17 protein-coding genes and 1 pseudogene are annotated in these 17,604 nt (G+C 68.4%); 10 read left to right on the top strand and 8 right to left on the bottom strand.

The window, feature by feature from the left end; translation table 11 throughout:
- Positions 1-127: 127 nt before the first annotated feature.
- From J2S44_RS04890 to J2S44_RS04885, 3 genes and pseudogenes are all read right to left on the bottom strand, one after another.
- Entirely contained in the window at positions 128-1,255 is a 1,128-nt protein-coding gene (locus J2S44_RS04890; RefSeq protein ID WP_310409371.1) for an FAD-dependent oxidoreductase, read from the bottom strand.
- A 46-nt stretch (positions 1,256-1,301) separates the two neighbouring features.
- Positions 1,302-1,394 (bottom strand): annotated as a pseudogene (locus J2S44_RS42840) (NAD(P)-binding protein); the annotation flags it as partial.
- Between the two features lie 224 nt (positions 1,395-1,618).
- Positions 1,619-2,779 (bottom strand): amidohydrolase family protein, encoded by a 1,161-nt coding sequence (locus J2S44_RS04885; protein ID WP_310409369.1) that lies wholly within the window; start codon positions 2,777-2,779, stop codon positions 1,619-1,621.
- 530 nt (positions 2,780-3,309) lie between these two features.
- Between J2S44_RS04885 and J2S44_RS04880 the strand changes: the two genes are divergently transcribed.
- Entirely contained in the window at positions 3,310-5,460 is a 2,151-nt protein-coding gene (locus tag J2S44_RS04880; protein ID WP_310409368.1) for an MMPL family transporter, read from the top strand.
- Positions 5,461-5,664: 204 nt separating this feature from the next.
- On the top strand, positions 5,665-6,027 hold the full coding sequence (locus tag J2S44_RS04875) for a VOC family protein (RefSeq protein ID WP_310409366.1): 363 nt from the start codon (positions 5,665-5,667) through the stop codon (positions 6,025-6,027).
- Between the two features lie 247 nt (positions 6,028-6,274).
- Here J2S44_RS04875 and J2S44_RS04870 read toward each other — a convergent pair whose 3' ends face one another.
- Both J2S44_RS04870 and J2S44_RS04865 read right to left on the bottom strand, forming a co-directional pair.
- Positions 6,275-6,793 (bottom strand): VOC family protein, encoded by a 519-nt coding sequence (locus J2S44_RS04870; RefSeq protein ID WP_310409364.1) that lies wholly within the window; start codon positions 6,791-6,793, stop codon positions 6,275-6,277.
- Between the two features lie 340 nt (positions 6,794-7,133).
- Positions 7,134-7,286, bottom strand: coding sequence for a hypothetical protein (locus J2S44_RS04865; RefSeq protein ID WP_310409363.1), 153 nt, complete (start codon positions 7,284-7,286; stop codon positions 7,134-7,136).
- A 322-nt stretch (positions 7,287-7,608) separates the two neighbouring features.
- Between J2S44_RS04865 and J2S44_RS04860 the strand changes: the two genes are divergently transcribed.
- From J2S44_RS04860 to J2S44_RS04840, 5 genes are all read left to right on the top strand, one after another.
- Positions 7,609-8,256, top strand: a complete 648-nt coding sequence (locus J2S44_RS04860; protein ID WP_310409361.1) for a hypothetical protein — start codon at positions 7,609-7,611, stop codon at positions 8,254-8,256.
- A 403-nt stretch (positions 8,257-8,659) separates the two neighbouring features.
- Positions 8,660-9,784, top strand: a complete 1,125-nt coding sequence (locus tag J2S44_RS04855; protein WP_310409359.1) for an IS630 family transposase — start codon at positions 8,660-8,662, stop codon at positions 9,782-9,784.
- A gap of 164 nt (positions 9,785-9,948) precedes the next feature.
- A complete protein-coding gene (locus J2S44_RS04850) occupies positions 9,949-10,515 on the top strand; it encodes a hypothetical protein (RefSeq protein WP_310409358.1) in 567 nt (188 codons plus the stop codon).
- Positions 10,516-10,751: 236 nt separating this feature from the next.
- A complete protein-coding gene (locus tag J2S44_RS04845) occupies positions 10,752-11,330 on the top strand; it encodes a hypothetical protein (RefSeq protein ID WP_310409357.1) in 579 nt (192 codons plus the stop codon).
- 342 nt (positions 11,331-11,672) lie between these two features.
- Positions 11,673-12,179: a DUF3455 domain-containing protein gene (locus tag J2S44_RS04840; RefSeq protein ID WP_310409356.1), complete on the top strand. Its 507-nt coding sequence runs from the start codon at positions 11,673-11,675 to the stop codon at positions 12,177-12,179.
- A 209-nt stretch (positions 12,180-12,388) separates the two neighbouring features.
- Here J2S44_RS04840 and J2S44_RS04835 read toward each other — a convergent pair whose 3' ends face one another.
- Complete coding sequence (locus J2S44_RS04835) at positions 12,389-12,709, bottom strand: hypothetical protein (RefSeq protein ID WP_310409355.1); 321 nt, start codon at positions 12,707-12,709, stop codon at positions 12,389-12,391.
- 298 nt (positions 12,710-13,007) lie between these two features.
- Between J2S44_RS04835 and J2S44_RS04830 the strand changes: the two genes are divergently transcribed.
- From J2S44_RS04830 to J2S44_RS04825, 3 genes are all read left to right on the top strand, one after another.
- The gene (locus tag J2S44_RS04830) at positions 13,008-13,505 is read left to right on the top strand and encodes a DUF4259 domain-containing protein (protein WP_310409353.1); all 498 of its coding nucleotides are present in this window, start codon (positions 13,008-13,010) and stop codon (positions 13,503-13,505) included.
- A 202-nt stretch (positions 13,506-13,707) separates the two neighbouring features.
- Complete coding sequence (locus J2S44_RS42835; protein ID WP_374727802.1) at positions 13,708-14,208, top strand: helix-turn-helix transcriptional regulator; 501 nt, start codon at positions 13,708-13,710, stop codon at positions 14,206-14,208.
- 595 nt (positions 14,209-14,803) lie between these two features.
- Positions 14,804-15,751, top strand: coding sequence for a PQQ-dependent sugar dehydrogenase (locus J2S44_RS04825; protein ID WP_310409351.1), 948 nt, complete (start codon positions 14,804-14,806; stop codon positions 15,749-15,751).
- 79 nt (positions 15,752-15,830) lie between these two features.
- On the opposite strand, the gene J2S44_RS04820 is transcribed toward J2S44_RS04825, so the two are convergent.
- Together J2S44_RS04820 and J2S44_RS04815 are read right to left on the bottom strand one after the other, a co-directional pair.
- Positions 15,831-16,622 (bottom strand): DUF1963 domain-containing protein, encoded by a 792-nt coding sequence (locus tag J2S44_RS04820; RefSeq protein WP_310409350.1) that lies wholly within the window; start codon positions 16,620-16,622, stop codon positions 15,831-15,833.
- A gap of 247 nt (positions 16,623-16,869) precedes the next feature.
- Positions 16,870-17,547, bottom strand: a complete 678-nt coding sequence (locus J2S44_RS04815; RefSeq protein ID WP_310409349.1) for an NADPH-dependent F420 reductase — start codon at positions 17,545-17,547, stop codon at positions 16,870-16,872.
- Positions 17,548-17,604 lie beyond the last annotated feature (57 nt).

The raw sequence follows: 17,604 nt of genomic DNA, 5'->3' as shown, positions 1-17,604 counted from the left end.
TCCACGACCTGAGGCGGCGCTCCATTCGATTCGCCGGCGGCGGCGGACGCGGCGAACGCGGACGGCGCCGCGGACGGCGAGGCCGCCCACGCGGGCAGCGCCGGATGTCCGAGCCGAGCCGGGTCGCTCATGCGGCGGCCCGCCCGTTGAGGCTGGATCTGACGTGGCGAACCGCGGAGGCGGCGTTGAGTCCGAGTTCGGCGAGGCCGCGAAGACCGGGCCGGTCGAGACGGTCGACACGGGACAGCCAACGCAACGGCAGCATGGAGAAGCGGATCGCGGCGGGCGCGTAGCCGGCCATCTCGCGATGGAAACGGTGGGTTGCCAGGGCGATGGTGCTGTGTCCGTCCCGAGCGGCGAACAGCTCGCGGGCGAGGTGGTCCGCGTCGATGATGGCGGTGGCGGCGGCGCGTCCGCCGGTGGGAGGCATGGCGTGCACGGCGTCGCCGAGTGCGGTGACCGGTCCGGCCGGCCACGGCGTCAGGTCCGCATTGGGGTCGGCGGCGGAGAACCGGAACGCGGCCGCGGAGCCGGGGTCGGTGGCGGCGATGAGCTCGCGCACGGCCGGCGGCCAGCCGCGAACGGTGGACAGCGTGAACTCGACCAGTTCCGGCTCGGTCATCCCCTGCACGGTGGCGGGGGGCAGCACGGTCTCGGTGGCGCTGAATCCCCACACCAGGGACGGGGCCTCCGTGATGGCCGGGACGGTGGCGCAGGAGGCCGGATCGATTGCCGGGCCGCCACTCGGGTCGTGGACCTGCATGAACACCGATGCTCCCTTGAGGCCCAGGGCGAGCACCGGCCCGTCGTTGACGATGTCGGGCAGCAGGGCGCGGGTGCGTGCGGTGAGCGGAGTGCGGGCCGCGATGCCCCCGAACCCGATGGGGTTCGCCAGGTCCCGGCCGGCGAGCGAGGCCGCCACCCGGGAGTGGGTACCGTCGGCGCGTACGAGGACATCTGCGGTGTCGGTACTGCCGTCGGCGAAGTGAGCGGTGATCCGGCCGTCGGGCAGAACCTCATGAGACACGTATTCGGCCCCGAACCGCACCTGATCCTCCAGGCCGTGGGTCAGCAGGGTGCGCAGCGGCACTCGTCCGATCATGAGAGTGTCGGTGCCCTGATCGGAGGGGCGGGTGACCAACGGGCGCAGGTGGTGGTCGGTCCAGGTGTAGCGGCGAAAGCGACGCACGGGAGACCGAGCTGGCCAACAGGGCGTGGTAGTGCTGCGGGCTGAGGTGGCGGCGCAGGACTTCACAGGCGCGATCGTCGAGATGCAGCCGGTAACCGCCGGTAGCTCCCACCTGGGGGTCACGGTCGTGGACGGACACGTCGATACCGCCGTGGTGCAGGGCCTGGGCGAGCGTCAGCCCACCGATCCCCGCCCCGATGATCATGACTTTTCAGTTACGCAACGTGATATCAGTCGATGCTGTGCTCGCCAATGACGGCGTCCAGGCGTGACCCGGCGATGACGTGGTCGTCGTCGGGGTGATGCGGGCGGGGCGAGGGTCTACCGTGGAGCCCCGCGGCAGACCCTCGCGCACCGCGCTGTCGATGACCAGGCGGCCGGCGCGCGGGAGATCTCAGGAGAACCGTTACTGGTGCCGACGCCGGCGCGTCACTTCACGGGCACTGTCATCTTGAACAGTTTCTCCGCGTTTCGGAACGCGATCTTTTCCTTGTCCTCGCGGGGCAGATCGAATCCGCGGAACCAGTCGGTCTGGGCCTTTATGTCCGCGAACGGATAGTCGGTTGCGAACATCACTCGATCCACGCTTATGAACTTCAGCAGGAGATCGAGCAGCTCGGTCTGGGGGAATGCGCTGGTCGTGATCCAGAAGTTGTCCTGGAAGTATTGCTCGACAGGCTTCTTGAGCGAGTTCCTGGTCGGCTCGCCCATGTCTTCGATGATCCGCTTGTAGTAGAAGGGGAGACCTTCGCCCATGTGGCCGATGATGATTTTCAGTGCGGGGAATCTGTCGAAGACCCCGTACGCGATCATCCGAATGCATTGGGTCAGCACCTCTTGGTGCCAGCCATATCCGGACCCACTGAAAATGTAGTCTTGGAACTCTTTGGTGTATTCGGACCGCGTGGTGCTGTAGTAAATCTTGAAGACGTCGTCAGCCGGATAGCCGGGGTGCAGGTAGATCGGCACATCGAGCGCAACGGCACGTTCCAGCACGGGCTCGAATTCGGGATGATCGAGATACTTCTTCGTGATGTGTCCGTTGGTCAGCGCGCCCACGAAGCCGTCTTCCCGGACCGAGCGTTCCAGCTCGTCCGCCGCCGCCTTCGGGCTCTGCAGGGGCAGGGTGGCGAAAGCCTTGAAGCGGCCCGGATATGTGGCGATCGGCCCTTCTACGAGTTGCCGGTTAAGGCGATAGGCAAAGTCGATGCCCTTCTGCCCGGGAACGTTTTGTACGGACGGTGTATGAGCGGAGAGGATTTGAACGTTGAGTCCCCCCGCGTCCATGTCGCCGATGCGGCGCTGGCCCAGATCCGCAAGACCGGTTTCCTCGAGGAAGGCTATGTGATCCTGGTTGATGGAGTTCAGCTTCAGCAACTCGGGAGTGGAAAATGTCTCCTCCGTCCCGATGAAGGGCAGGTCCCGGTCCCGCTGGTAAATTTCCGCGGTCTTGTCCGCGTTCTGGTCCGGAGCCCGGCCCGGAGTCTTGTCGTCGCTCACTGCCGAGGCAATGGCATGCGTGGAGATGCCGGCGCCGACGCCGAGTGCCGTGGCGGCGGTCAGGAAGCTGCGGCGTCCCAAGGGCCTCATGTCAGTCTCTCCTCAGGTGTTCGTGTGGTGGTATCCCCGACGGCATCGGCGCGGCATTCACTGCCATGACCAGCCTCCTGCCGGCGGATTACCTCGCTTGTTCGACGCCGACTTCGTACCGAGCGAATCTGAGACGACCATTAATGCGGTGCTCAGGCCGGTTGTCCGCGCCAGGTGCGGCGCACGCGTCAGCTGTGGAGGCGAGTGCCCGGCTGCGCCCGGACGCCGTCGGCGCACGGTCGCGGCACGTCTTCTGCAGGCCACTCGGGACCAGATCGCCCCGATGCGGTCCGACCCGGACGTCGTGACTGCGGCGACCAGGCCGGCGTCGACGCCTTACTCACCCGGCCCGACGGCTGTGTCACCCAAGACGTACCCATTGAGCGTGATCATGAAGTCACCGGGTTGGCGCGTACGCCGCGCACCTGGCTCGAACAACCGGCCTGAGCACCACATTAATGGTCGTCTCAGATTCGCTCGGTACGAAGTCGGCCTCGGACAAGCAACGTAACGCCTACGCAGGAGGACAGATGAAAGTCAACGTAGCGCCGACGAAGGAAACACCGCCCGGCCGGCTGGCCAGCAGGTGGGTACCGTGGTTGGTGATCGGCCTGTGGGTGGCGCTGGCGGCGGTCATGGTGCCGTTGAGCGGGAAGCTGAGCTCGGTCACCACCGACAAAGCCGTGGACGCCCTGCCGGCCAGCGCCGAGTCCACCAAGGTGGCGGTGCTGGAGGAGAGTCTTCCCGGCGCGGAGGACAACACGTTCGTCTTCGTGTACCGCCGCGCCGACGGCTTGACCTATGCCGACCGCGCGACGGTCGAACGCCACTACGACACCCTTGCCAAGCGGTACCCGCCGAAGACGGTGACGTCCGGCGAAGAGGATGACGACGGACCCTCGATCAGTCCGTCCACCAACGGCAAGGCGATGATGTTCACCATCGACATGAGCACGACCTACGGCCCGCCGGAGGAACTCGTCGGCCCGTTGCGTGAGGCCACGAAGGACCGCCCCGCCGGCCTGGAACTCGACGTGACCGGCCCGGCCGCGATCGACGGCGACCTGGACGCCGTCTTCGACGGCATCGACCTGCAGGTCTTCCTCACCACCGTCATCGTCGTCACGCTCCTGCTCATCCTCACCTACCGCAGCCCGGTGTTGTGGTTCATCCCGCTGATGGCGGTGGGTGTGGCCGCGCTGACGTCGATGGCGACGGTCTACCTGCTGGTCAAGGGCTTCGGCATCGTGGTCGACAACCAGAACTCGGCGCTGCTGACGATCCTGGTGTTCGGCGTCGGCACGGACTACGCGCTGTTGCTCATCGCCCGGTACCGGGAGGCACTGCACCAGCACGAGAACGTCCGGGTCGCGATGATCCACGCGCTGCGCGGAGCGGCGCCGGCCATCGTCGCGTCCGCGGCCACCGTGGTCGCCGGCCTGCTCTGCCTGCTCGTCGCCGACCTGAACAGCATCAGCGGGCTGGGCCCGGTCGGTGCGGCCGGCATCCTGTGCGCACTGGTGGCCATGCTGACGCTGTTCCCCGCGATGCTCGTGCTGCTCGGCCGGCGAATCTTCTGGCCGGCCATCCCCCGGTTCAACGCGGCCATGCAGGAGAAGCCGGGGCTGTGGGGACGGCTCGGCACCGCCATCAACCGCCGCCGGTGGGTGGCGACGCTCGGCTCGCTCGGAGTCCTCGGCGTCCTCATCGTCGGGCTGACGGGCAACACCGGCTCCCTGCGGGAGCAGGACCAGTTCCCGTCCCCGCCGGAGTCGGTCACCGGCTTCACCGTGCTGCGCGAGAACTTCCCGGAGCTCGGCGGCCAGCCGATGACCATCTACACGCGGCCGGCGTACCAGAAGCAGATTCTCGAGATCGCGAAGCGCACTCCCGGCGTCGCACAGGCCGAAGCGGGCGCGACCGTCGGAGGCTGGACGGACATCTCCGTGTACCCGGCCGACGCACCGGACACCCCCGCCGAGTACGACACCATCAAGCGGGTACGCACCGCCGTCCACGCGGTGAATGGCGCGGAGGCGATCGTCGGCGGGCCGAGTGCGGAGAACCTCGACACCGAGGTGACCACCACCCGCGACGAGAAGCTGGTGATCCCGCTGGTGCTCGCCGTCGTCCTGCTCGTCCTCGCGCTGCTGCTGCGCGCGATAGTGGCACCGCTGGTCCTGATGGCCACCGTGGTCGTCTCCTTCGCCGCGGCCTTCGGCGGCAGCGTGTTCGTCTTCGACACGATCCTCGGGTTCAAGGGCATCGACTATTCGGTGCCGCTGCTGGCATTCCTGTTCCTGGTGGCGCTCGGCGTCGACTACAACATCTTCCTGGCCAGCCGGGCCCGGGAGGAGACCGCACGTCTCGGCACCCGGGACGGCATGCTGAAAGCCCTGTCCGCGACCGGCGGCGTCATCACCTCGGCCGGCCTGGTCCTGGCGGCCACCTTCGCCGTCCTCGTCTCCCTTCCGCTGGTGATGCTGATCGAGGTCGGTTTCCTGGTCGCCTTCGGCGTGCTGCTCGACGCCCTGCTGGTGCGGTCGATCCTGGTGCCCGCCCTCACCCTGCTGATCGGCCGGCGGATCTGGTGGCCGAGCCGGCTGTCCCGCCCACCGGCGGAGCCACCGACCGGGCGACCCTCGGGCGCCGACGACAAGGAGCCCGCACTGCAACGGTGAGCGCGGCAGCGTGAACGAGATCCGGGACGGACCCAGGCCCGTCCCGGATCTCTTCCTGGGCCCGGCCCTGTGCGGTATCTCGACGCCCTCGCTGCAGCACAGATCCCACGCATGCATTTCGGCTCGGCGCGCGGCCCCGGTGCACGCTCGTGCCGAGATGAGTGCGCCCCGACGCGAGCTTTCATAACCGCTACGTTGGGCGCCATGGGGACATTCGGCCGGTTCGCCGGCGTGACGATCGACTGTCAGGATCCGCGGAGGCTGGCCGATTTCTGGTCCGCGGTTCTCGGAGGAGGGGTGACGGAGTCCCTTCCGGGCTGGCGGCGGGTGACTGTCGACGACGGCACGCCGGTGTTGACGTTCCAGCCGGTGCCAGAACCCAAAGTCGGCAAGATCCGGCTACATCTGGACATCGCCGTCGATGACGTCGGCGAGGCGGTGGATCTGATCGTGGCCCTGGGCGGCCGTTGGACCAGCGAACGGCACGACTATCCCGAAGGCGCCGTCCTCGTCATGGCCGACCCGGAAGACAATGAGTTCTGCATCGTGGAGTACTACAAGACGTAGGGACCGGTTCTCTCGTCGACCGAAGTACCGGTCGGCGTCGTGCAAACGGGTTGGTTCCACGATCCTGCCTGTGCGGTCGATATCCGGATCTGCCGCGGATCGTGCACGTCGGCCATCAGGAGCGGTCACGCCGAGTGATCGGAGCTTGCCCGGCCTGGACGCACGCTCGTGCCGAGGAGTGGGCGTTCTGGGAAGGCGACCAACGCGATTTACCTTGGATGTCGGAACAGCTGCTTGACGGGCGTGTTCAGCTCGTCAGTGGGCGGCTGACGACGCTGTTGGTCCTGCCGCTCAGTTCCCGGTCGAAAGTTTCCTGCGCCTCACGCATCGCCTCGGCGTACGCGGGCTCGGCGAGCCGGCGCAGGCCCACCTCGGGCGGGACCACCTCGACCACCGTGACGATCCACCAGATGTTGCCGAACGGGTCACGCACGCGACCGCCTCGCTGGCCGAACGCCTGGGTCGCCGGCGCGGTGATCACGCTCGCTCCGGCGGCGACGGCCCGCTCGATCGTCGCGTCCGCGTCGGCAACGAAGACTCGCAACAAGGACGGCATCACGGGCCAGTCCGGCTTCCGATCGAAGGCGAGCAGGACGGTGTCACCAACGCGGATCTCGGCGTGGCCGATGGTCCCGTCCTCCAGCGGCACCCGGCCCATCTCGACTCCGTCGAAGACCGCAGCAATGAAGTCCAGCAGCCGGCCGGTATCGGACGTGACGATCCACGGTGCGACGGTCGTGTAGCCGGAAGGCTGGGTGCTCGACATAGCGACTCCCTTTCGGACGAGGTGAACCACAACCGACCTTAGATCCCGTATAGGTCAACAGCGGTCCTCGTGCGATGCGCGAGGGCGTTGGGCCGCAGGCTTGCGGCGGAAGACAATTACGATGGCCGCTCAGCGGGTCAGGTAGGCGAGGACGCGTCGGTGCGTGTCCTGCGACCCCCGGCCGCAGCGCCTGCGGGACGTCCAGATCACCGCCCGCCGGAACCTCGGCCGGCACCCCCCGACTACATCCTCGCCGCCTACCTGGCCTCCGGAACATGACCATGGTCAACGCGCGACTCCGCCGAGAAGAGTGCGCTGGTCCGCGAGTCCGCGCGGTGCGTCACGGCGCGGAGGGTGGCCACTCCCCGCGCCGCGCGAGGCGATCCAGGTAGTCGAGCAGCGTCACCTCGCTGCGGGCCAGACGCTCGCGTTCCGGTGCCGACAGGTCTGCGAGGAGATCGCCCAGGTGCTCGGTCCGGGGCACGTGCACCATCGCGCCTGAATACTCGCGGCAGACCGAACACCAGGCCAAGCCGACGCAGCGCTCGTAGAACCGGTCGGATGGCGGGTAGAGGCGGTACCGATACGAGTAGATCTCGCCATGACACGCAGCGCCTCGCGGGGGACGAGTCCCGTGGATCTCGCTCACCTTGGACCATGTCCATCTCGTGTCGCGGCCCATGTCCCGATCTTCCGTCGTCACGTACCCGCATCGCCATCCGGATCCGCCGGTCACCTCGACCAAGCCTGGCCGGGCTGCGGTCGTACGGCCAGGAAAGAAGTCGTACGGCCAGGAAAGAAGTAGCGCTGTCCGGGTGGTCGTGCTGGTCTGCCACCGTCGTTGCGAGGCGGCGGATCCTGTCTACGGTGGGGGGATGACGAACATCCCTACCGGCGTCGCATGGCGCCCCTACCTGCGCGCTCTGGCCGAGGCCGGGTTTGACGTCGCGTCCGTCGGCGCCTGGATCGCCGCCGGTGAATTGCCCCCAGCCCGTCGGCGTCTCGCCCGTGGGGCGTTGGTGGCGGTCACCGCTGCCGTGGCGATCCCGGGGGTCCGCGCCATCCGTGCCGATGTCGAGGGCGCCGCCGAGCCGGTGATTGCGGGTGCCCGCTCCGGGTTGCCGTTCGTGGACGCCGGTATCAGGGTCCCGGCCGGTGAGCCGTCCGGAGGAAGAGCATCAGCGCGGCGGCGGGTTGTCCTGGTAGGTGCCGCCGGGCTCACCGCCGCCGTGGCCGTCTCCGTCGGTGGGGCCGTGGCCGTCCGCCGGCTGGAGCGACGCTGGCTGGAGCGGCTCACCCGGCAGGGCCACCCGCACCCGCACCGGGCTCTGGGCGTGCGGATGGCCGCGTTGTACTCGGTAGTGGTCGTGCCCAGCCGGCTGCTCGCGGTCCGGAAAGCCGCGGAGGGCGACCGCCGGGAGCACATGACGGGCAACGGAGACGGCACCACCGGCACAGGATGACCGACTTCGGGTGGCGCGAGCTGCCGGGGCCGTTGCCGATACGAGCGGGTCCCGGCCGCCCCCCGAGGGGAGACGGCCGGGGTTGTCTCGACCACGCGAGATCATCGGTCGGGCCATCGGCCGGAACGGGACCGCTCGCCGGCAGCCAGGGCCGGCATCACACCTGACCAACGCAATCACCGGACCACGCCTGACACAGCGGCGACTCGATCACGGAGACCGCCCCCGAACATGTTGGTCGAGCCGGAACTGCCGTCACGCTTCATATCTCCACGTTTCAGCCTAGTGGGCTGTCCACGAACGTTCACCGGGTCTGAGACACGCCGGGCGGCTTGCGCCGCCCGGCGGTGGTTCGGGGGCAGTCTCGGCAGCGTTGTTCGCTGACGAGGGTGGGTGGTGTGGGGTGGCTGAGCCGGTACGGGCACGGCGGTTGACCCAGGACGAGGGCCGCAGGCTGCAACAACTCGTCCGGCGCGGGAAGCACGACTCGGTCCGGGTCCGCCGGGCGTTGATCATCATGGCGTCCGCGTCCGGGACCCCGGTCCCGGCGATCGCCCGGCTGGTCGCCGCGCATGAGGACACGGTCCGGGACGTGATCCACATGTTCAATCAGATGGGGCTGGCCTGCCTAAACCCTCAGTGGGCGGGCGGCCGTCCCCGCCGGATCAGTGAAGACGACGAAGCGTTCATCGTCACGACGGCCACGCAACACCCGCGCCGGCTCGGGCAGCCCTTCACCCGGTGGAGCCTGCGGAAACTCGCCGACTACCTCGCCGGCCGTGATGCCGCCCGGCGGGTGGTCGTCAGCCCGGAGCGGCTGCGGCAACTTTTGCATGACAACGACGTGTCCTGGCAGCGCACACGCACCTGGAAGGAATCGTCGGATCCGGACTTCGACGCGAAACTCGACCGGATAGAGCAGGTCACGAACGCGTTCCTGGACCGGTGTTTCGCCTTCGACCAGTTCGGGCCGCTATCGATCCGCCCGCACCACGGCAGCACGTGGGCACCGCGATCCGATCCGGGCCGGCTGCCCGCGACCTACACCCGCACGCACGGCATCCGCTACTTCCACGGCTGCTACAGCCTCGGCGACGACCAGCTCTGGGGAGTCGTCCGCCGCCGCAAAGGCGCAGATCACAGCCTCGCCGCGCTGCAATCGATCCGCGCGGCGCGGCCGGACGGGGCACCGATCTACGTCATCCTCGACAACCTGTCGGCGAACAAGACCGCGAAAATCCGCCGGTGGGCGGCCCTCAACAAGGTCGAGTTGTGCCTGACCCCGACCAGCGCGTCCTGGGCCAACCCGATCGAGGCCCAGTTCGGACCACTCCGCACGTTCGTCATGGCCGGCTCGGACCACCCGAACCACACCGTCCAGACCGGCGAGCTGCAGAAATACCTACGCTGGCGCAACGCCAACGCCCGCCACCCCGACGTCCTGGCCGCCCAACGACGCGAACGCGCCCGCATCCGCAGCGAACGCCAACACCGCTGGGGTCGACCACGCACCCAGACCGCCGCCTAACCCCGGACCCGGCAAACGTTCGTGGACAGCCCACTAGTGACTACCGGTCATGCCGAGTTGAGTACGTTCACGGAACGTTGCCTGCCGGGCGCGGCCCGGCCGCTCGGAACGTTCCCGTGCATATTCGGATCGCGTTTGCCCGACCGGAATGTCACACTGCCGCCGTGGAGACGTTTCGGTGTGCGGGGTGCGGAAACGCGCTGAGCGTCCCGGTCCGGCTGGTGCCGCTGCCAGCGCAGCCGCACTGGTCGCGTCTGGACCACCACCACGTAAACCCTCCACTCCTCGAGCCCCGCACCTACGCGATCGACGAGGCCGCATACGGCGATGATCAGGTGGCCGGCACCTTCGTCCTCTCACCGGGTGACGTTCGCGGTACACGGATCATTCACGACCTCGTCCGTACGGGCTGCTGGTCACTGGTGGAGTGGAACCGGTGTGTGGCCTGCGAGGATTGCGGTGCCTTGGTCGCTTCCCGGACGGACGACTGCAATGTGGCTCAGGAGACGCGCCTCTACCCGTCCATGGTCGTCCGCGAGACCTGTGACGATGAGGCCGCACGCGCCACGGATCCGTTCACACTGATCGCCGATTGGGACAGCAAGGCACCCGACGCGCGACTGTACGACTGGACGCCGGCCCTGATCCGCCCTCGACCCGAACTGACGGCAACGCGCTGGCGCACCCGACGGGTAAAAGAGGATCTCTATCGAGACGATCCACCGGCCTGACCGATACTCGTCCCATGTCCACCTGCGCGAACGAGCTTGCGAGCGACTCCGGTTCCGAGGTCTCGTACACGAATCCGTAGACGTTGTTGTCCACCGTGGCGAGTTCCGCGGTGACCAGCGGAGCGCACGCCAAATGAGAGTCACACCGACTACGGTGGGCAGCCGATGAGTTGTCTGCCGACGCCCGCCCGAAGAGATCCTCCGATCTTGTCGGTGGTGCTTGTTACGGTGCCTTCGTGAGTGAGGCGTACACGGTCTTCTGGCCGCAGGACCGTTGGCGGCGCGCGCTGGGCATGTATCGACCGCTTGAGATCATGTTCGGTGGACCGCACGTGTCCGAGCCGAGTTTCCGACGCGCAAAGGTCAATGCGGGTGACCTGCTCTACCCCATCGGCGTGCATCGCCAGGTGCTGTTCGTGTTCGGCCGCATGCGCGTGCGGGAGATCGTGGAAGCTGCTGGCGCTCGACTGGAGGAGTACTACGAACGGTATCTCCCGTGGCGTTTTCTGGCGCCGACCTGCACGGACGAGGTAGTGCTCGGCGAGGAGGGCACCATGGTGTACAGCGAACGGGCCGTCCCGGGCGAGACGCTGAAGACACTCACGTACATGCCGCGCCGAGGTCCACGGCCGATCAAACATGTCAGCGAGGATGGCCTGCTCACAAGCGCGATCAGCGTTCAGGGGATCTATCGACTGGCCCCAGCGTCGGCCGTCGAACTCGATGCCGTACTGGATCGCTCCTCACCCCTGCTGTCCATCGTGCCGCCCCCACGCCTCAACTCGGCTGGTTCCGGCATCGAAACTCTCTTCTAGAAGTCGCGCCAGGGGCTGAACCTGAGCTTCCCCCGCTTCGATGGAGTGATATTCCCGGTTTTGGTGGATTCGTGACATCTGGCCGCCGGCTGGCTCCGAGCCTGATCGTGGGCTCGGTCTGGCGAGTGCGGTCGCCGGGTGTCGTCCCGTTCTCGCGTCCGATCCGGGTGGTGGCGCACCCGGATCGGCCGCGTTCATATCTGCGCTCCGGCACCCTTGAGGAGGCCCGGCCGGTCGAGCTTGCCGGCGGTCCCGTCCTGGATACGGCGACGCGCTACGAAAAATCGTCGTTTATGGGGCGCGCGGTTGATCCATCGCAGCCTGCGGTGCGTACCCATGGTCATGCGCACACTGAAGCGGAAGATGGCCGTCGTTGCAGCCGCCGTTGTCGCGGCAGGCGTCTCCGCGGTCACGTACCAAGCGTCCGCCGCCGAAGGCCCGTCGCTCCAGCCACCGGCCGGCCTGACCATCATCGGCCAGTTCGTGGTCGGCAACGGCACCCAGACCTACACCTGCTCCGGCGGCAAGTTCACCGGCTCCTCGACCCCCGAGGCCGAGCTCTACGACGGTGCCAACCGCAGTATTCACCACTTCGGCGGCCCGAGCTGGCAGTCCACCTCGGACGGCTCCCTGATCACCGCCGCTCCGGTGGCCAATTCACCGGTCCCCGGCGCGATCCCCGAGCTGCTGCTCGAGGTGAAGACCCGCACCGGAACGGGATTCCTCAGCCGGGTGACCCACATCCAGCGAATGAACACCTTCGGCGGCGTGGCCCCATCTGCTGCCTGCACCGACGGTCAGAAGTCCAGCGTTCCCTACAACGCCAACTACATCTTCTGGGGTAACTGAGACACGTTCGCGCCGGCCGGCCGGCACCCCGGCCGGCCCGGTCGCCTACCGCACCATGCCGCGGCCGGCTGTGGCAACTCGGGTCGTGCGCTCAGCCAGGCGCGCATCTCCGCGCGGCGGCAGCCGGTGCTGTAACAAAGTCACCAACCGCGCCTCGTACTGCCCGCGTCGCACTGTTCTGCCGCGGAGAGCACCTTGCTCTCCGATGATCAGCGCGGCGGGTGGTCGAGCACCAGCGCGTGCGGCCGGCCTGGCTGCCGGGGTTTCCAGCCGTCGGCGAGGCCAAGAAGGACACCGGCCTTGACGATGGCCGGGGTGACCGGCCCGCCCGGCAGGTTCATCCAGTTGCCGGGATGCGCGTACGGCAGCTTCACCAGCAGCAGCGACCCGGAGATGTCGGCGGCCTCGACCGCGACGGTCAGCGGCGACCAGCCCATCCCCTGGACGTAGGTCGGCCTGCGCCGCACCCGCCAGCGGTATGGAGCGCCCTCGATGACGATGTGGCGTGAGCCCTTCGTGGCCAGCGTCATCGACAGCTCCTGTCATGGTTCCCTCTACCGGAAGGTCACGCTATCCCCGACCCGCGTGCATCGGACAGCGGGATTTGGACCGTGCACTCTCCGGAGACAGATCGATCTGCCTCATGACCGGAACCATGATCAGGTATCCGGATCTGCCGCGATCCGCTTACAGTCCCTACAGCCCTGCTGCCGGTGAGCCTTGGTCCCGCCGTCGCAAGCAGACACGGCCGGGAGTGACTACCGCATACGGCTGTGTCACCGACCCCATCAGCCTACGATCACGGAGGGGCGTGGTCAGTGCAGGTGGATGGGTGCGCTGACAATCGACGTGACGTTCATCAGGGAGCGGCAACGATCGGGGTGCTATATGGGGACCTTCGGTACGGGTGCGTTCTCCAGCGATGGTGCGATGGATTTCCTTGACGATCTGGTCGCGCATCCACTCGAAGAGCGCACTGCAGTGCTGGCGCGCGAGTTCTCGTCCGTCAAGGAGCATCCTGAGCTGTTGTGGCGGGAATTTTTTCCGGACCGGGTTGTGGCGTGTGCAGCGGTGGTCGCCGCGACCTTGCCGGGCGGCGATGTCTTCGCCGAGCGCTTGCGATATTTGTACGACGAGGACTTGCTGGAGGACATACCGCTACATGCACCCGCACCGGGCCTGGCCGGCGATGCGTTGACGGCACTGCTCGTCGTGGCGAGCCAGGACGGCCCTTGGCATCAGGGATGGCGGAACGAGTCTGACGCCGCGGAAGCACGCAAGACCACGGACACGCTTGTCCGCGTTCTCGACGAAGCCGCGCGTTGAGCACCGACGTACTCATATGCCGTCGAAAAAGTCCGGTTGATACGCACAGTGTGCCCCAGAGTCAGGTCCCACAGTTGGCTGTGGCCGGGGTCCCTCGGTATCTGTGTTCGCTGCCGGACGTGATCGTCGTGTCCCCGGACCATGGGCGCAATCCGCAGTTGCGGCCGCTGCCCGACCTGGTCTTGACGCATGTGCTGAAGTAATGGCTGTCGGACAACCGCGGCGGACCGGCGTCGGAGGTGACCGGCGCGGCGATCGCCGAGGTCCTGCATCGGATTCACGCGGCCCCGGACCGCTCGTGGACGGTCTTCGTCAGCCGCTCGCGACCGTGATCGGCCGTCCGCCGAAGCGGTATCTGACCGAGTGGCGGCTCACCTGCGCTGCCCGCCTGCTGCGCGAGACCGACACTCCGCTGGCGGCGATCACGCGCCGCGTCGGTTACTCCACCGAATTCGCTCTGGGCCACGCTTTCCGGCGGCAGTTCGACGTCCCTCCTGGCCGCTTGCGCGCCACCGGCCAGCTACCCTGCGGCTTGACCGGCGGGCCGGCGGCAGCCATCGCTCAGCGCGCCGTTGGGCCGATGCCGTCCCTGGCGCGGGGCATGGTGCGCGTGAGGAGGGCGGCGGTGTGGCCGAGGAGGTCGCGAGCTGCCGGTCGTAGACGGGTGCGGGGGACCAGCAGTGCGGCGGCGAGTCTGACGTGACGCTGTCGGGGGGTGACGTGGCGCCGGTGTTCGCGGTCGGGGAAGACTTTCCACCGGTGGCCGGACGGTGCTCCGCTGCCGGCCGCGGTTTGTCCGTGGGTGTTGCCGGGGTGTGCGGCACCTAGGCTGGACGTGGCCTTCCTGTCCCGATTCCTTCCACCGATGCTGGATTCACGCCGGCCCGGGGAGGTCTACATGGACGACAGAACGCTCGGTGGGTTCCTCCGCCTGCGACCCGAGGGTGTCGGCCTGCCCGGTGACGGCCTGTGCCGCATCCCTGCCCTGCGCCGGGACGAGGCCGGGAGTCCACCTGACCCGCGTGCCGGTATCGGCGGCGTTCGGCGGTCGACCGCGGTCGAGCGGATCCGGCAACCAGCCGCGTTGAGCGAACCGGAGGGGACAACCTGGGTCGCCGGCTCGTCCGCAACGGGCTCCGTGGAGCAGGCGGTCAGACTCAGCGTCGCGGCCAGGCCGGCACCGAGCAGGGATCGGCGGGGGAAAAGTCGCATGGGGCGGGTGGTGATCTCGGTGGGTTCGCCGAGCGTGGCGAGCGGGCCGGCGGATCCGTTGACGGTCGTGGCGGTGCGGATTGACCGTGCCGTGGGGCCTGACCTTCCTGCCCGACGGGTCCGCGCTGGTCTCCGAACGTGACTCCGCCCTGATCAAACGGGTGCCGGCCGGCGGCGGCCCGGCACGGACCGTCGGCCGGGTTCCCGGGGTCGTGCCGAAGGCGGAGGGCGGTCTGATGGGCATCGTCGCCTCTCCCGGCTTCGCGGACGACCGCACCGTCTACGCCTCCGTCACCGGCGCGGACAAGAACTCGATCGTGGCGCTGCACATCGCCGCGGACTACCGGTCGCTGCGCCAGGACCGGGTGCTGCTCGACGGCATCCGGACCGCGCAACGCCACCACGGCGGACGCCTCGCGATCGGCCCGGACGGCAATCTGTGGATCGGCACCGGCGACGCCTTCGAGCCGGCCAACGCCGCCGACGACACCAGCCTCAACGGCAAGGTCCTGCGCACCCGTACGGACGGCACGGTGCCCGACGGCAGCGCCGGGAACAGCCCGATCTACTCGTCCGGGCATCGCAACGTCCAGGGCATCGCGTTCGGCCCGGACGGCACCGCGTACGCCTCGGAGCTCGGCCACCGCACCTGGGACGAGGTCAACGTCCTGCGGGCCGGCGCCGACTACGGCTGGCCCGAGACCGAGGGCATCGAGGGCAGCACCGGAACGGCACCGATCTGGACCGTGCACCCGGACGACGCCTCGCCCTCGGGGATGGCATACACCGCCGGCTCGCTCTGGATCGGTGCCCTCGGCGGGCAACGCCTGTGGCAACTGCCCGTCGACGGCGGCCGCGCGACCGGTGAGGCGGTCGCGCACCACAGCGGCGAGTACGGCCGGATCCGTACCGTCGAGGTGGCCCCCGACGGTGCGCTCTGGCTGATCACGTCCAACACCGACGGGTCGACCTGGGGCGGTGTCGACCCGAGACCCGGCGACGACCGCATCCTGCACATCGACGTCAGCCGGTAGAAGAAATTCTTTGCTGCGAGGGTACGTGGCCGTGGGCGGCTCGCAACAACGCATCGGATCGGTCACGCGGCCCGCTGGTTCAGTCGTTGACGTCGGCGACCATGCTGACCGTGTCGTACCGGCCCGCGGCCAGGTCTTGGGCGCGGATGACGTAGTTCAGCCGGGAGTTGAACAACGGGTCCGAGTCGCTGAGCAGAAGTACTCGGTACTCGCCGCGAAGCTGGGTGTACGTCGGCCGTTCGCCCCGTTCGGCCGGCCACTCGCCGATCCCGTCGGGGATGTCCCACTCGGGTCCGCCGGTGCAGTTCGGGAAGCCGCCCAGGGCGAAGTCGCACCAGGGGTCCTCCCAGGTCGCCTCCACGGCCTTGGCGACGTCGTCGAGTCCTTCGAAGGCGACGTCATCGTAGAAGCCGGTGTCCCACGGCAGATGGACCTGTGGCGTCGCGAAGTAGTCCACCGGGTCGGCGTACGCCCCGGGCCCACCCGGCCGCTGTCGTGGCGACGCCGTCGACGGGTCCGCGACGTGGATCACCTCACCCCACGGCTCGAAGACGTTGTCGTGGCCCTCCCAGAAGAACAGCAGTTCGCCCGATTCCGGGTAGGGCAGATCGAGCTGTGCGCGGGGTATGGCCTCGCAGTCGAGTGCGCCGAGGAAGCTGGCGCTTCCGGGCCAGTCGACGCCGTCCGGCATCCGCGGCAGACCCCCGTAGCGGAAGACGACGCCCCCGTCGTTGGGTGTGCTGATCAGCCCGACGCGGGGCCGCATGACGGCGAGGAAGGCCTCGGCCCGGGCCTCGGGGACGCCCCGCGCGGCCGCCTCCCGCCGAAACCGTTCCTTGTAGGTGGGGAGGTCGATTCCGGTCGTGGACATGCCCCGACGCTGACACCGGCCCCACTGCCGAACCGCGGCCGGAGAGGTTCAGCACCGAACGGTCGCGCCGGTGCGGCTCTCGAGGACTCGGCGGAACCGGTGTGGTCACCGCCGGCTGATGACGATGCGCCTGTGCCGGGTGTCGATGACGGCGTGTTCGGCCGTCGAGCCTTACCTGCCGTGCAGCGACATGAAGTATCAGAGCCGGCCGTCGGCGCCGCGTCCGACGCCGTCGATGCCGCTGCCTTCATGGTCGGGTCACCCGGTCGAGAAGCGCGGCCAGATCGGCGGCGGTGGCGGGGCGGGCGGGTGCGGTGAACATGCCGTCGGGGTCGAGGTAGGCCAGTTGGGCGGGGGTGCCGGGCGCGAAACGGTGGCTCTCGGCGAGCGGCCCCACGTCGTACGCGTCGAAGCCGAGCGAGTCGATCAGGGCGGCGACCGTCGCCTTGGCCGCCGCGTGGTCACCCGCGACGGGTACGGCACTGCGGTCGGGCGCGCCGGCCTGCCGGGCGAGTTGCGGCAGGTGCCGGAAGAACACGGTGCTGAACGCCTTGACCACGTACGCGTCCGGTAGGTGCGCCTGCAGCAGCAGGTGCGGCGGGACGGTGCCGGCTTCGATCTCGGGGACGGTGCCCTGGCGGGCCGGGTCGTAGTTGAGCGTGTCGATGACGACCCGGCCGCGCAGCGGTTCGACCGGCACCTGCCGGTACGCGCGGATCGGGACGGTCACGACGACCAGGTCGCCGGCGGCCGCGGCCTCGGTGCTGCTCGCGGCGTGCGCCCGGGAGCCGAGCCGGGTCACGGTCTCCCGCAGGCTCTGCGGTCCGCGGCTGTTGCTCAGCACGACGTCGTGTCCGGCGGCGACGGCCAGCCGCGCGAGGGCGCCGCCGATCCGTCCGCTGCCGATGAAGGAAATCGTTGTCATGGCTCGAATCTAGGTCGCTCGGGTCGTACCTTCTATGCTTGGAAGTCGGTGTTTTGT

Source organism: Catenuloplanes niger (assembly GCF_031458255.1).
Taxonomy (GTDB): Bacteria; Actinomycetota; Actinomycetes; order Mycobacteriales; family Micromonosporaceae; genus Catenuloplanes; species Catenuloplanes niger.
Note: the sequence above shows the minus strand (reverse complement) of the source record. Positions and strands in the feature narration are given on the sequence as shown.

What these genes read in the sequence shown, in the direction of transcription:
- J2S44_RS04880 (WP_310409368.1), top strand. Translation starts at nt 3,310, where the DNA reads ATGAAAGTCAACGTAGCGCCGACGAAGGAAACACCGCCCGGCCGGCTG.
- J2S44_RS04830 (WP_310409353.1), top strand. Translation starts at nt 13,008, where the DNA reads ATGGGTGCGCTGACAATCGACGTGACGTTCATCAGGGAGCGGCAACGA.
- J2S44_RS04815 (WP_310409349.1), bottom strand. Translation starts at nt 17,547, where the DNA reads ATGACAACGATTTCCTTCATCGGCAGCGGACGGATCGGCGGCGCCCTC.
- J2S44_RS04840 (WP_310409356.1), top strand. Translation starts at nt 11,673, where the DNA reads ATGCGCACACTGAAGCGGAAGATGGCCGTCGTTGCAGCCGCCGTTGTC.
- J2S44_RS04875 (WP_310409366.1), top strand. Translation starts at nt 5,665, where the DNA reads ATGGGGACATTCGGCCGGTTCGCCGGCGTGACGATCGACTGTCAGGAT.
- J2S44_RS04835 (WP_310409355.1), bottom strand. Translation starts at nt 12,709, where the DNA reads ATGACGCTGGCCACGAAGGGCTCACGCCACATCGTCATCGAGGGCGCT.
- J2S44_RS04885 (WP_310409369.1), bottom strand. Translation starts at nt 2,779, where the DNA reads ATGAGGCCCTTGGGACGCCGCAGCTTCCTGACCGCCGCCACGGCACTC.
- J2S44_RS04870 (WP_310409364.1), bottom strand. Translation starts at nt 6,793, where the DNA reads ATGTCGAGCACCCAGCCTTCCGGCTACACGACCGTCGCACCGTGGATC.
- J2S44_RS04820 (WP_310409350.1), bottom strand. Translation starts at nt 16,622, where the DNA reads ATGTCCACGACCGGAATCGACCTCCCCACCTACAAGGAACGGTTTCGG.
- J2S44_RS42835 (WP_374727802.1), top strand. Translation starts at nt 13,708, where the DNA reads ATGGCTGTCGGACAACCGCGGCGGACCGGCGTCGGAGGTGACCGGCGC.
- J2S44_RS04865 (WP_310409363.1), bottom strand. Translation starts at nt 7,286, where the DNA reads ATGGTGCACGTGCCCCGGACCGAGCACCTGGGCGATCTCCTCGCAGAC.